Consider the following 13,011-nt stretch of genomic DNA (forward strand, 5'->3'; position numbering starts at 1 on the left):
TCCTCCTATGGATATGAACGAAATCAAAGAGATCTTCTTCCAGGAATGCGAGGAGCAGCTCGCGGAACTGGAGTCTGGTCTTCTCAAGATGAATGACGGGGACCGCGACCCGGAAACGGTCAACGCCGTGTTCCGCGCCGTGCACTCGATCAAGGGCGGTGCCGGTGCCTTCGGTCTGGATGATCTGGTGGCCTTCGCGCACGTCTTTGAGACCACTCTTGATTGCGTTCGATCCAACAAGCTCGAGCCGACGCACGAGGTGCTGAAGGTGATGCTGCGGGCCGCTGATGTGCTTGCCGACCTCACCAACGCAGCCCGCGACGGCGGTAGCGTCGACGGCGCGCGCAGCGCCGGCCTCGTCCGCGAACTCGAAGCCCTCGCCAATGGCGAAGCACCGCCTGCTGTGGCCCCGGTCGTCGCAGCGTCGGCACCGGCTCCCGTCGCCGCGGCGCCGACCGATGACAGCGGATTCCAGCCGATCCCGTTCTCCTTCGATGCCTTCGACGATGAACCGGCACTGCCGCGCTTCGCGATTACGTTCAAACCGCGTCGCGATCTCTATTCCAAGGGCAACGACGCGGCCCTGCTGCTGCGCGATCTCTCCCGCCTCGGCGAGATGAGCATCCATTGCGACATGGATGCTCTGCCGCTGCTCGACGAAATGGATCCGGAAGAGGCCTATTTCAGCTGGAACATCGAGCTCTCGACCGACAAGGGCGAAGATGCGATCCGGACCGTCTTCGAATTTGCCGAATGGGACTGCGACCTCGAGGTGAAGGCGCAGGCGGAAGCGGTTGCCCCGACGGGCGAAGAGCCTCCGATGGTTCCGGTTCCCTTCGATCTCTCGCTGCTGGACGAAGGCGGCGCCTCGGAGACGAACGCTCCCGATGGGGATGCGGGCGCGGCCGTTGCCGCAGCAGAAACCGCCTCCAACGTCATGCGATTGGCAGGCGCCGCGGCCCGACAGGAGAAGAAGGAAACCGCGGCCGCCGCACCTGCCGCCGCAGCCGCAGCCGCAGCCGCGAACGCGGCGCAGAATGCTGCAGCTGGGCAGACGATCCGCGTCGACCTCGACCGCGTCGACCGCCTCATCAACCTGGTCGGCGAGCTCGTTATCAACCAGGCCATGCTCTCGCAGAGCGTGATCGAGAACGACGCCAACGGCACCTCGACGATCAACATGGGTCTCGAAGAGCTGCAGCAGCTCACCCGTGAGATCCAGGACTCGGTCATGGCGATCCGTGCGCAGCCGGTAAAGCCGGTCTTCCAGCGCATGTCGCGTATCGTCCGCGAAGTGGCCGACATGGTCGGCAAGCAGATCCGCTTGATCACCGAAGGGGAAAACACCGAGGTCGACAAGACGGTCATCGACAAGCTTGCCGAGCCGCTGACCCACATGATCCGCAATGCCGTCGACCACGGCATCGAGACGCCGGAGAAGCGCGTTGCCGCGGGCAAGAACCCGGAAGGTACGGTCAAACTGACCGCGAAGCATCGTTCCGGTCGTATCGTCATCGAACTGGTGGACGATGGCGCCGGCATCAACCGCGAGCGGGTTCGCCAGAAGGCGATCGACAACGACCTGATCGCCGCCGATGCCAATCTCTCTGATGAGGAAATCGACAACCTGATCTTCATGCCGGGCTTCTCGACCGCGGACAAGATCTCCGACATTTCCGGCCGCGGCGTCGGCATGGACGTCGTGAAACGCTCGATCCAGGCTCTCGGAGGCCGTATCTCCATCAGCTCGAAGCCGGGCCATGGCTCCACCTTCACCATGAGCCTGCCGCTGACGCTGGCCGTCCTCGACGGCATGGTCGTCACGGTTGCCGGCCAGACGCTGGTGGTGCCACTGACGGCGATCGTCGAAACCCTCCAGCCGGAGGCGCAGAATATCCATTCCTTCGGGTCCAATCAGCGCCTGATTTCCATCCGCAACAGCTTCTGCCCGCTGGTGGACGTCGGCCGCATTCTTAATTTCCGCGGTACCCAGGCCAATCCGGTCGAAGGTGTCGCCCTTCTGGTGGAATCGGAAGGCGGCGGTCAGCGCGCACTGATGGTCGACGCCATTCAGGGACAGCGTCAGGTCGTCATCAAGTCTCTCGAAGCGAACTACACGCACGTCCCGGGCATCGCCGCAGCCACCATCCTCGGTGACGGCCGGGTTGCCCTCATCCTCGACGTCGACGCCGTCGTCGCCGCTTCCCGCGGACAATCCCTCAAACCGGAAATGTCTTTAGCAGTCGCAGGTTAGTTTCATGTCGTATGCGATCAAAAATCTTGTCCAAGGTAGCCGGGAGCTCATCGCCTTCCGCATCGGCGATCAGGAATTTTGCGTAGACATCATGTCGGTGCGCGAGATCCGTGGCTGGACGCAGGCCACGCCGCTCCCGCACGCGCCGCCGTTCGTCATGGGCGTCATCAACCTGCGCGGGGCAGTGCTGCCGATCGTCGATCTTTCGTTCCGGCTCGGCCTCGGGCAGGCGGACCCGACTGCACGGCACGTGATCATCGTTGCACAGGTCCGCAACAAAACGGTCGGGCTGCTGGTCGAAGCCGTGTCCGACATCCTGACCGTCACCGACGAGAACATTCAGCCGACGCCTGAGATCTCGACCGATCATGAGAAGCAGTATGCTCGCGGAATTCTCGCGATCGACAAGCGCATGATCTGCCTGATCGAGCTGGAAGGCCTCTTCCCGGAAACCGAAAGCGAGGCTGCATGATTCCCGCGAGTGCCGCATTCCACAGACCATCCGACGACGAGATTCTCGCCAGCGGAGAATATCCACTGACCCGGCGTGACCTGAACGAGATCGCGGCGATGATCTACGCCGATGCCGGGATCGCTCTCAACGATTCGAAGGCCTCGCTCGTCTATTCGCGTCTGTCGAAGCACATCCGCAATCTCGGCCTCAGTGGCTTCCGCGAGTATTGCGCGTTGGTGTCCTCCCCCGAAGGTGCGCACGAGCGCCGGGAGATGCTGTCGCACCTGACGACCAATTTCACGCGGTTCTTCCGCGAGAACCATCACTTCGAGCATCTGCGTGACGAAGTTTTGCCGGGCCTGATAGCCCGCGCCAAGGCGGGCGGCCGCGTCCGCATCTGGTCGGCCGCGAGCTCGGACGGCCAGGAGCCCTATTCGATCGCCCTCACGGTGTTTCAGGCCTTCCCGAACGTGCTCGACTACGACTTCAAGATCCTCGCGACCGATATCGATCCGAAGATCCTCGCGATCGCCCGTCAGGGCGCCTACGATGAGCAGGCTTTGGAGACCGTCTCGCCGAACATGCGCAAGCAGTGGTTCAAGGAGGTTGAAATCGGCGGACGTCGCAAGTTCCAGGTGGACGACCGCCTGAAGCGCCTGATCACCTACAACGAACTGAACCTGATGGCTCAGTGGCCTTTCAAGGGCAAGTTCGACGTCATTTTCTGCCGCAACGTTGTGATTTACTTCGACGAACCGACGCAGATGCGCATATGGTCGCGCTTCGCCGACCTCCTGCCGGAGGGAGGATATCTCTATATCGGCCACTCCGAACGCGTTTCCGGCGATGCCAAGGCCTATTTCGACAACACCGGCATCACCACCTACCGCTTCATCGGAAAGACGGGAGGGCGCAAGCTGTGAGTGCACCCGCCCGCGTTCTCGTCGTCGACGACAGCCCGACCATGCGGGGGCTGATCAGCGCGATCCTCAATTCCGATCCGGACGTTGACGTCGTCGGCCAGGCGGGAGACGCCATGGAGGCGCGTGCCGCGATCAAGCAGCTCAATCCGGACGTTGTCACGCTCGACATCGAGATGCCGAACATGAACGGCCTCGAGTTCCTGGAAAAGATCATGACGCTGCGGCCGATGCCGGTGATCATGGTTTCGACCATGACCCACAGGGGGGCCGAAGCCACTCTTGCCGCACTGGAGATCGGAGCCTTCGATTGCGTCGGCAAGCCGATGCCGGGTGAGGCCAATCCCTTCGGCGACCTGGCGGAGAAAGTGAAGGCCGCCGCCCGTTCGCAGCATCGCTACAATCGTGCACCGCGGAGCGAACCGCCTGCGAGCCGCACCGTCCCGACGTCGGATTTCCGTGTCGGCCGCAAGATCGTTGCGATCGGGTCGTCGACCGGCGGCGTCGAAGCGCTGATCACTGTCCTCCAGAAATTTCCGCGCAACTGCCCGCCGACGGTCATCACGCAGCACATGCCGCCGACCTTCACGAAGAGCTTCGCGGAACGGCTGAACCGCCTTTGCGAGCCGGTGGTCGAAGAGGCGACCGACGGTGCCCGCCTGGAGATCGGCAAGGTCTATCTCGCGCCGGGCGGCGAGCGCCACCTTCAGGTCGCGAATGTGGCCGCTCCCTGCTGCCGTCTCGTGGAACGGCCTCCGGTGAACGGTCATCGTCCCTCGGTCGACGTCCTTTTCGATTCGGTCGCCGAGCTCGCCGGCCGTAGCGCGGTCGGCGTCATCCTGACCGGGATGGGCCGGGACGGCGCTGCAGGTCTCCTCAAGATGCGTCATGCAGGTGCACGCACCATCGGACAGGACGAAAAGTCCTGCGTCGTCTACGGCATGCCGAGGGTCGCCCACGAACTCGGTGCCGTCGAACGCCAACTGCCGCTTGCGGCGATCGGCGAAGAAATTCTCAAACTTACTGCTGCCCGGAAAGAAGGTATCGAACATGTCACTAGCTGAAAAAATCAAAGTTCTGATCGTCGACGATCAGGTAACGAGCCGTCTGCTGTTGAGCGATGCCCTGACGCAGCTCGGTTTCAAGCAGATCACGGCCGCCGGTGATGGCGAGCAGGGAATGAAGATCATGGAGCAGCAGCCCCATCATCTCGTCATCTCCGACTTCAACATGCCGAAGATGGACGGTCTCGGCCTGCTGCACGCCGTGCGCAGCAATCCGAACACGAAGAAGGCGGCGTTCATCATCCTGACGGCTCAGGGTGACCGTGCGCTCGTTCAGAAGGCTGCTCAGCTCGGCGCGAACAACGTTCTCGCCAAGCCCTTTACCATCGAGAAGATGAAGGCTGCGATCGAGGCGGTCTTCGGAGCCCTGAAATGACAGACGACAGTGCAGCTAGGCGCGTTCACATTATTCAGGGCGAATACAAGGTCGTATCCGATCCGAATATTGTGCTCTCCACCATTCTTGGTTCGTGCGTAGCTGCATGTCTGCGGGATCCGTTTGCAGGCGTGGGGGGAATGAACCACTTCCTGCTGCCGGGTTCGGCGACCGCGGGGGCGGGAGGCGGCGACGCCACCCGTTACGGGGTCCATCTGATGGAGCTTCTCATCAACGGTCTGCTGAAACAGGGTGCGCGGCGTGATCGCATCGAGGCGAAGGTCTTCGGGGGTGCGAAGACCATTGCGACGTTCTCGAATGTCGGTGAACAGAACGCGGCCTTTGCCATGCAGTTCCTGAAGGACGAAGGTATCAAGGTCGTCGGCTCCTCAACGGGCGGGGAGCACGGCCGCAAGCTCGAATTCTGGCCGGTAAGCGGAAGAGCCAGGCAGTATCCGCTGACCGGCGCCGAGACCCAGAGGACCGTCGCACTCGAGCAGAAGCCGGTCTTCACGCCGAAGGCTGTGGAAAGCTCCATCGAGTTCTTCTGAATACCGCCGGCACGAAAAGGAATACAGGGGGACAAAGATCGTGGAAGAAGCATTGCCGCAAGTCCTGATGCGGGTCGTCACCGAACTGCACGACGTGGCGTATCTCATCGAACGCATAGAACCGCAGCTTCTGGAACTCGGCGGCGCGCAGGTGCTCGAGCATCCGGACGCGCTCAAGGTGCTGCAGGGAATCGATCTCGCGGTGCAAAAGACCCGCGGGCTCGCCGAATTCATCGACACGATCACCGGGTCGATCCCCGACGGCTGGGTGGTCGACATGACGACGGCGCTCAGTCTGGTGAAGCTTGCCGAAATGCAGAAGGCGCTGGGGGCCGGCATTCGTCACGGTCATTCGCAGCCTCTCGGCAAGGCGGCGGGGGATTTCGACTTTTTCTGACGTCCACGCGGCGATTGGTCGCTGCCCCGCACAGGAACGAATTTCGAGGCCGCTCGTTCGCGAGCGGCCTTTTCGTCACGGCGCGAAACGCTCGCACAAGTTTCAGTTCCTAATGTCTCGCAAGAGGGCAATGCGTCCCAGTTCCTTCAGTTGATGGCGCGAGACAGAATGAATCTGTTAAATCAATCACTTCAGATATTCAAGAATCTGGCGTCGCTTGGCCAGACCAAGCTGCTGACCCTTGCCGGGGTCGGTGCCGTTTCGATCGCAATCATCATCGCTGCCGCACTTTTCGTGAACAAGCCGGCTTACGAGACGCTCTACACCGGCCTCGAGGCCACCGATCTCAATCAGGTGAGCATCGCGCTCGCAGAAGCCGGTATCGACTTCGAGGTCGGTACCGACGGCCAGTCGATCAGGGTTCCTGCCGGCATGACCAGCAAGGCGCGGCTGCTGCTCGCAGAGCACGGCCTGCCCAACAGCGCCAATGCTGGCTATGAGCTGTTCGACAATGTCGGTTCTCTCGGCCTCACCTCGTTCATGCAGGAAGTGACCCGCGTGCGCGCGCTGGAGGGCGAAGTTGCCCGCACCATCCAGCAGATCAACGGCATTGCCGCCGCGCGGGTTCACATCGTGCTTCCGGACGTCGGCAATTTCCGCCGCGGGGAGCAGAAGCCGACGGCGTCGGTGATGATCCGCGCCGGCAACGAAGCCGGCCGCAAGGCCGCTGCTTCGATCCGCCACCTCGTCGCCTCCGCCGTGCCGGGCCTCGACGTCGAGGACGTGACAATTCTCGATTCGACTGGCCAGCTTCTCGCCTCGGGTGACGAGATGGGCGGTCCGGCCAACCGTTCGATCGGCGTCGTGCAGACGGTTCAGCAGGAGATCGAGTCGAACATCGACAAGGCGCTCGCACCCTTCCTCGGCATGGACAACTTCCGCTCGAGCGTCACCGCCCAGATCAACACCGACACGCAGCAGATCCAGGAGACTATCTACGATCCCGAATCCCGCGTCGAACGCTCGGTGCGGGTCGTGAAGGAGAACCAGAAGTCGCAGCAGCGCCAGTCGGATAGCGCTGCGACCGTGGAACAGAACCTTCCCCAGGCCGATGTCCAGGGCGCCGCCGGCGGACCGGAGTCGTCCGACCAGCAGGACAAGAAGGAAGAGCAGACCAACTACGAGATCAATAGCAAGACCGTGGCGACCGTCCGTAACAGCTACACGATCGAGAAGGTGTCGGTGGCTGTGGTCGTCAACAAGGGGCGTGTCGCCAAAATGATCGGCGAGCCGGCCGACCAGGCGAAGGTCGACGCCTACCTCGCGGAGATGCAGAAGATCGTCAGCTCCGCGGCCGGTCTGGACACCGCTCGCGGCGACGTGGTCACCCTGACGGCGATGGATTTCCTGGAAAACCAGCTTCTCGAAGAATCGGCCACCGGCCCCGGCATCATGGAAATGCTGAGCCGCAACATCGGCGGCATCATCAACTCGCTCGCCTTCGTTGCCGTAGCCTTCCTGATTGTCTGGATGGGCATTCGTCCGATGATCCGCTCGGTCGGCGGCGGCGCTACGGCACTCGCGGGCGCCAGCGAGGAGGCAGCCGGCCTCGAACTGCCCGACTTTTCGCCGGCGGTCGGCGGCGGTGCACTCATGGACGGCTTCGGCGCCGACTTCGGCTTCGACAGCACCGACGATCTGCTCACCATGGGCGACGATCCGAACGGTGGCTTCAACCGCCGCGTCAAGGAAGGTCCCGAGCGGCGTCTCTCCCGCATGGTCGAGATCAGCGAAGAGCGCGCCGCCAAGATCCTTCGCAAGTGGGCCGTCGACAAGGCCGCCTGACGAACCGAAAAATCGGGACGAAATCAGCCGCGCCGGCACCCGGCGCGGCTTTGCCGTACCATCTTCCGCCGACGGCGCGCGATTTGTGACGGTTTGTATATGCGATCGTCGTTAAGTTGGGGAATCGCTGCGCGCGCGTTTGGGTCTGGCGGGATTTATCTTCTATCATTGCCGTGATTCGTCGGCTTGACGAATCATCTATGCGAATCACCGGGAGAGGGCGGCCTTCCGGAGATAGAGGGGGCGTACATCGAGGCCGTTTCATCCCGGAAAGGGGGAAACACAATGGACACGGAGTTGGTTAGGGAGGTTCGGAAGGAGCAAGACCGAACCATGTCCACCATGGACGACCCGACCAGACCTCAAACCAGGGAGCAGCTTCTTCGGAGGCTGATGTCGGTTGCGCAAGGCGGTAGCATCGGGCGCAGTCTGCATCTCCTGGCGGATTACGTCGGGGCGAACCATTTCCTGCTCGCCCGCTTTGATCTCGTCCAGGAGCAGGGTCTCGATTTCGTCGTCTGCTCCAACTGGCCATTCGACCTGGTGCGCCGTCTGGAGCGCGAGTTCGCTCTAAGCTATTCCCGCACCACCGAACTCGAGAAATGCCTCTCGTTGCTGCAGCCGCGATTTGCGCTTCTTCCCGACGACGCCGACGCTCCGCGGGGGTTGAGCCGGGAATACTGTGCGCTGACCTTCAATGTGGGCCGCACGCGGTTGTCGCTGATGTTCCTTTACGAGGACACGATCGTGCTGTCGCCGGAGAGGCTGCGAGAGGTCGGTCTGCTGTGCGGCTATTGCGTAAGTCTCTCCGCCGGAAAAGGGCAGAGGGCGGATCGTGAATTCGAGCTGACGGAACGGGAAATCGAATGCCTCTTCTGGATCGCCGAAGGCAAGACCAGCGACGAGATCGCCACCATTCTCGGGATCTCGCGCAATACGATCAACAATTACATCACCAGCGTGATGCGCAAGACGGCGACCAAGACGCGGTCCGAGGCGATCGCCTATGCCGTGCGCAACAATCTCGTATAGGGGCGGGCCGATGAAATACTCTCAAGACCCGCTCCCCGCCGGCAAGACGCAGACCGGACACGCGCGACAGATCAACGTGCGCGCGGAAATATTCCCGAAGCTCGTCGCGCTGCAGAAGAGCCTCGGCGCCAACGGTTTCGCCGTCCTGAAGATCGCCGGCTCCGGCGTACCCGGCAAGCGCAAGCTCGTCGCCCAGATCGACAATTGGTCGACCATGATCCCGGCGGGCCTCGACGTCTTCCTCGCACATTACGGCGAGACCCTGCTTTCACATCTCGAAAGCTCTCTGCTGCCGCTCAGCTGGAGCGCCGCCGATGACTCGAGCTTTGCCGACACGTCGGATTTCTCCGTCTTCATGGAGCGATTGCAGGCGCGCGTGCTGTCTTATTCGGGGATTGCCTTCCCCGTGCGGCTGGGCGCCTCGGGCAACGGCTATGTTCTTTTTGCGATCGCCGGGGGCGTCGATATCGCGGGGGAGCGGATCATCGACGTTCATTCCCGCGCCTGCAAGATCATGACCGACCTCCTGTCGCTGGACGAGCGGCGCACGCAACCTGCCGAGACGCTGAGCGATCGCGAGATCGCCTGCCTGCAACTCGCCGGCGACGGTCGCATCAGCGAAGAGATCGCCGATGCGCTCCGCCTCTCCGTGCACACCGTCAACGCCTATCTCGGTTCGGCGACCATCAAGCTCGATTCCGTCAATCGCATCCAGGCGATCGCAAAGGCGATTCGGCTCGGCTACATCACCTAGCAGTGCGCTCGGGTTGGTCTGTTCTCGAGACGACTCAGGTGTAGTGTGGCGAGACACCGGTGTGGCTGAAACGGGCCTCCTGCAGACTGTCGCGCAGCAGGCGCGTGTTCTCGTCCGGACTGGCGAGAGGGTTATGGAATGCCACATGGCAGATTTCCAGGCCGGCGTGCTCGCGAGTCAGTGTCAACTGCGCGTATACGGTGACGTCGCGCGGTTTTATCTCCAGGTCGAGGACCACTTCCGGCGGTCCGCCCCATTCCAGCCGATACTCCCCGCCGGCGCCGAAATTCACGGTTCCCGGGTGAAAATAGAGTTCGGCTGCCGACGAGACCAGGTCGGAGATGTTGCCATAGAGCTCGAAGCGCAGCAGTGAGATCAGGTCGGCAGCGTCGAGCAGCCGAAGTTCCGATGCAACAGGGCTGATCGCTTCTGCGACGATCCGTTCACGCTGGCTGGTGTAGGGGCATTTCTTCATCGCGATTAGCGTACCCGCTTTTTCCTGGCCTGCGCGGCGTAGACCCGGTGAACGAGCTCCGCGACGGCCTTGTAGAATATCGACGGAATGACACTATCGATCGAGACTTGCGCAAACATGGAGCGAGCAAGCGGCGGGTCCTCGAAAATGGGGATATCGTTTGCCCGGGCGATCTCGCGAATCTTGAGGGCGACGAGGTCCTGACCCTTGGCGATGACGACCGGAGCGTCGTTCTCCTCGCGCACATATCGCAAGGCCACCGCATAGTGAGTCGGGTTTGTGATCACGAGCGTCGCGCGCGGCACGTTGGCGATCATGCGGCGGCGCGCACGGTCGCGGGCAATCGAGCGCTGTCGCGATTTCACGATCGGGTCGCCCTGCGATTGCTTCAGCTCGTCCTTGACCTCCTGCTTGGTCATCTTGAGCTGGGTGAACCAGTGGTAGCGCGTCCAGGCATAGTCGCTGATCGCCAGGATCGCCGTCGCAAGCACGATGACGATCATCATCTTCTTCAGGATCGCCGCGAATTTCACCAGAATCACCTGCGGATCGGAGAACATCGCGTCGAGGGCGCCGAAATACTCGGTGCGCAGTGCCATTACCATGATCGCCGAGACGATGACGATCTTGAAGACGGATTTCCCGAATTCGACGAAGCCGCGCAGGCTGAACAGGCGCTCCCATCCCTTGGCCGGCGAGATCCGCGACATCTGTGGGCGAATACGTTCGAGCACGAACGAGGGCATGTTCTGAACGACGTTCGACGTGATGCCGAAGACCATGAAGAGCGCCATCGCCGGGAAGAGCAGGGCACCGGCTTCCCAACCGAGATGGACGAAGAGCGAGACGACGTCGGTTGCGGTGAAGACGCGCCACTGGTCCGGTTGTTCGAAAAGGTCCCGCAGTGTCTCACCGAGTCGCCCCATGGCCTGCGGCAGGAAGAAAACCGAATAAAGGTAGAAGGCGAGAGCCGACGCAAAGATCGGGATTTCGCGTGAGGAAGGCACATTGCCTTTTTCCGCGGCGTCCCGCCGCTTCTTCTCGGTCGGGGCTTCTGTCTTGCTGTCTTTGTCCTGTTCGTCAGACAAGCCCGGTGTCCTTGTTCGTCATTGCCCGTCGAGGCGGCGTCGGGTCGCCGAACGCGCGCTGATCGGGATAGACGACGCTAGCCGCCCGCCCGGTCCCGTTCAATCGGGCCGGGGCGGACAGCCCGGCTTTTCAACAGCAAGGCCGCATCAGGCGGCCTGCGGGGCATCACCTTCGGCTTCCTTGAGCTGGATCTGACCGGAATTGGCGAGCCGGATGGCCTCCTGTGCCACAGCGCGGCGAGCGATTGCGATTTCCCGCGGATTGATGCCGGTGGTGCCCGTCGCCAGGTCGGATTCGATCATGCGCCGTTGACGCGGGCTGATCGCGGACAGCACGCATTCGCGAATTTCCATCGAGGCGCCGCGCAGCGCCATGGTGAGCACGTCTCCGGAGACGTCGTTGAGAAGCAGCACGCGGCTGCGCTGTGGCATGGCGAGCAGATCCTCGAAGAGGAAGATCTTCGGCCGTACCTTCTCGACTGCCGACTTGCTGATTGTCTCCAGCGAGTTGAGCAGCGTGTCGACCTGCGGCTTGTCGAGCTCGTTCATCAGGTCCGCGACCTTTGCCGAGCCCACCGAATTGCGCTCCGCCGCGATCTCGGCGATCAATTCCTGCACGCGGTTCTCGATGATCTGTGCCGCTTTCTGGCTGACGTTCTTCAGGTTGACGGTGCGGTTCATGACGTCGGCGCGACGGCTCTCCGGCAACTTCAGGAGCACCTTGGCGCCGAAGGAGGACGGCAGCATCGACAGGATGTAGGCGACCGTCTGCGGATGCTCGCGCATCAGGAACTTGGCGATGAAATCGGGATCGGCATCCTGCAACTGGTCCCAGATCGACTCCTCGTAGGTCTGGAACGCCGTGCGCCGTCCGAGCAGGCCATCCACCTCTTCCGGCGTCAGTCCCTCTTCGAGGATGCTCTCGATGGCCTTCGCGTTGTCCATCAGGCCGGCACCTTCGGTGAAAAGGTCCTCGAACTCGTTGACCAGTTGGTTGAGTTCGTCCGGCGGAATGGAGCGCAGCGTCTGGGCGGATGCAATGATGGTCTGCAGTTCGGCCTGGGTGAAGTACTTCAGCAGCTTGCCGGCGACGCCCTTGCCCATCGCCAGCAGCACGGCCGCAGCCTTGTCCGCTTGGGAAAGGGGTGTTCCAGGTAGGTTGCTGCCGAAGTCGTCAAAGTCCATCATGGTCTTTTTCCTCTCTGGCCCGTCATGGGTCAGGGCGTCTTGCTACCCATTACTTCGATCAGCTTGACGCCGAAGCGGGTATCGTCGTTTTCGAGCACGGTGATTTCGCCGCGTGCGATGCGTCGGCCGTTCACCGTGATGTCGACAGGTTCGCCAATCTTCTTGTCCAGCGTGATGATCGCCCCTTCCTCGAGGTTCATGAGGCCGGAGACGGGCATCTTGCTCGCGCCCAGGATGACCTCGACATCGATGGGGATATCCATGATGAGGTTGAGGTTGCCCGTCAGGGCACTGCCGGGTTGCGATGAGGATACCGCTGGGGTCTCGTCGAAGCCGCCGCCGAATGCATCGCCGCCGAAAGCGTCGGTGCCGAAGTCGCTCACTGTAGCCGGGGCGGCGGCAGAAAAGCCGCCGAGGTCCGGTTCGAATGCGGAAAGATCCGCCGTGTCCATCGGCGAGGCGGAAAAGTCGCTGCCGAAGTCGGGCAGCGTGCCTTCCGAATCACTCTTCAGGACGCCGCGCAGGTCGTCGACCGCCTGGTCGAAGGCGTCGTCAGACGTCACCATGGACAGCGCGTCTTCATCGGGTACGGGTGTTTTCTTAGTAGCCATGC

General features: G+C 62.2%; 14 protein-coding genes. 10 read left to right on the forward strand and 4 right to left on the reverse strand.

The features are described 5' to 3' along the window. Positions 1 to 7: 7 nt before the first annotated feature. The 10 genes from EUU22_RS19370 to visR all read left to right on the forward strand — a co-directional run bounded on the left by EUU22_RS19370 (position 8) and on the right by visR (position 9,647). The gene (locus EUU22_RS19370; protein WP_129333608.1) at positions 8 to 2,254 is read left to right on the forward strand and encodes a chemotaxis protein CheA; all 2,247 of its coding nucleotides are present in this window, start codon (positions 8 to 10) and stop codon (positions 2,252 to 2,254) included. 4 nt (positions 2,255 to 2,258) lie between these two features. Further along, positions 2,259 to 2,726 (forward strand): chemotaxis protein CheW, encoded by a 468-nt coding sequence (locus tag EUU22_RS19375; protein WP_129333609.1) that lies wholly within the window; start codon positions 2,259 to 2,261, stop codon positions 2,724 to 2,726. After that, the gene (gene cheR, locus EUU22_RS19380; RefSeq protein ID WP_129333610.1) at positions 2,723 to 3,631 is read left to right on the forward strand and encodes a protein-glutamate O-methyltransferase CheR; all 909 of its coding nucleotides are present in this window, start codon (positions 2,723 to 2,725) and stop codon (positions 3,629 to 3,631) included. Before EUU22_RS19375 ends, cheR begins: the two co-directional genes overlap by 4 nt. After that, positions 3,628 to 4,692 carry a protein-glutamate O-methylesterase CheB gene (cheB, locus tag EUU22_RS19385; protein WP_129333611.1) on the forward strand — a complete coding sequence of 355 codons (1,065 nt, stop codon included), beginning with the start codon at positions 3,628 to 3,630 and terminating at the stop codon, positions 4,690 to 4,692. Before cheR ends, cheB begins: the two co-directional genes overlap by 4 nt. Continuing rightward, positions 4,679 to 5,068 carry a response regulator gene (locus tag EUU22_RS19390; RefSeq protein ID WP_112688929.1) on the forward strand — a complete coding sequence of 130 codons (390 nt, stop codon included), beginning with the start codon at positions 4,679 to 4,681 and terminating at the stop codon, positions 5,066 to 5,068. Before cheB ends, EUU22_RS19390 begins: the two co-directional genes overlap by 14 nt. Then, the gene (gene cheD / locus EUU22_RS19395; RefSeq protein WP_114362497.1) at positions 5,065 to 5,619 is read left to right on the forward strand and encodes a chemoreceptor glutamine deamidase CheD; all 555 of its coding nucleotides are present in this window, start codon (positions 5,065 to 5,067) and stop codon (positions 5,617 to 5,619) included. Before EUU22_RS19390 ends, cheD begins: the two co-directional genes overlap by 4 nt. 40 nt (positions 5,620 to 5,659) lie before the next feature. Then, positions 5,660 to 6,016 carry a chemotaxis protein CheT gene (gene cheT / locus EUU22_RS19400; protein WP_425359237.1) on the forward strand — a complete coding sequence of 119 codons (357 nt, stop codon included), beginning with the start codon at positions 5,660 to 5,662 and terminating at the stop codon, positions 6,014 to 6,016. Between the two features lie 168 nt (positions 6,017 to 6,184). After that, complete coding sequence (fliF, locus tag EUU22_RS19405; protein WP_165351225.1) at positions 6,185 to 7,861, forward strand: flagellar basal-body MS-ring/collar protein FliF; 1,677 nt, start codon at positions 6,185 to 6,187, stop codon at positions 7,859 to 7,861. Between the two features lie 285 nt (positions 7,862 to 8,146). Then, on the forward strand, positions 8,147 to 8,893 hold the full coding sequence (gene visN, locus EUU22_RS19410) for a transcriptional regulator VisN (RefSeq protein ID WP_129333613.1): 747 nt from the start codon (positions 8,147 to 8,149) through the stop codon (positions 8,891 to 8,893). Positions 8,894 to 8,903: 10 nt separating this feature from the next. After that, complete coding sequence (visR, locus tag EUU22_RS19415) at positions 8,904 to 9,647, forward strand: transcriptional regulator VisR (RefSeq protein ID WP_129333614.1); 744 nt, start codon at positions 8,904 to 8,906, stop codon at positions 9,645 to 9,647. Between the two features lie 34 nt (positions 9,648 to 9,681). Here the strand turns inward: visR and EUU22_RS19420 are convergent, their stop codons facing one another. From EUU22_RS19420 to fliN, 4 genes are all read right to left on the reverse strand, one after another. Further along, the gene (locus tag EUU22_RS19420) at positions 9,682 to 10,122 is read right to left on the reverse strand and encodes a BspJ family T4SS effector nucleomodulin (protein WP_129333615.1); all 441 of its coding nucleotides are present in this window, start codon (positions 10,120 to 10,122) and stop codon (positions 9,682 to 9,684) included. A 5-nt stretch (positions 10,123 to 10,127) separates the two neighbouring features. Further along, positions 10,128 to 11,210, reverse strand: a complete 1,083-nt coding sequence (flhB, locus tag EUU22_RS19425; RefSeq protein WP_129333616.1) for a flagellar biosynthesis protein FlhB — start codon at positions 11,208 to 11,210, stop codon at positions 10,128 to 10,130. Between the two features lie 147 nt (positions 11,211 to 11,357). Further along, positions 11,358 to 12,398 carry a flagellar motor switch protein FliG gene (gene fliG, locus EUU22_RS19430; RefSeq protein ID WP_129333617.1) on the reverse strand — a complete coding sequence of 347 codons (1,041 nt, stop codon included), beginning with the start codon at positions 12,396 to 12,398 and terminating at the stop codon, positions 11,358 to 11,360. A 29-nt stretch (positions 12,399 to 12,427) separates the two neighbouring features. Further along, the gene (gene fliN, locus EUU22_RS19435; protein ID WP_129333618.1) at positions 12,428 to 13,009 is read right to left on the reverse strand and encodes a flagellar motor switch protein FliN; all 582 of its coding nucleotides are present in this window, start codon (positions 13,007 to 13,009) and stop codon (positions 12,428 to 12,430) included. Positions 13,010 to 13,011 lie beyond the last annotated feature (2 nt).

Origin of the sequence: Ciceribacter ferrooxidans (assembly GCF_004137355.1) — a bacterium.
GTDB lineage: Bacteria > Pseudomonadota > Alphaproteobacteria > Rhizobiales > Rhizobiaceae > Allorhizobium > Allorhizobium ferrooxidans.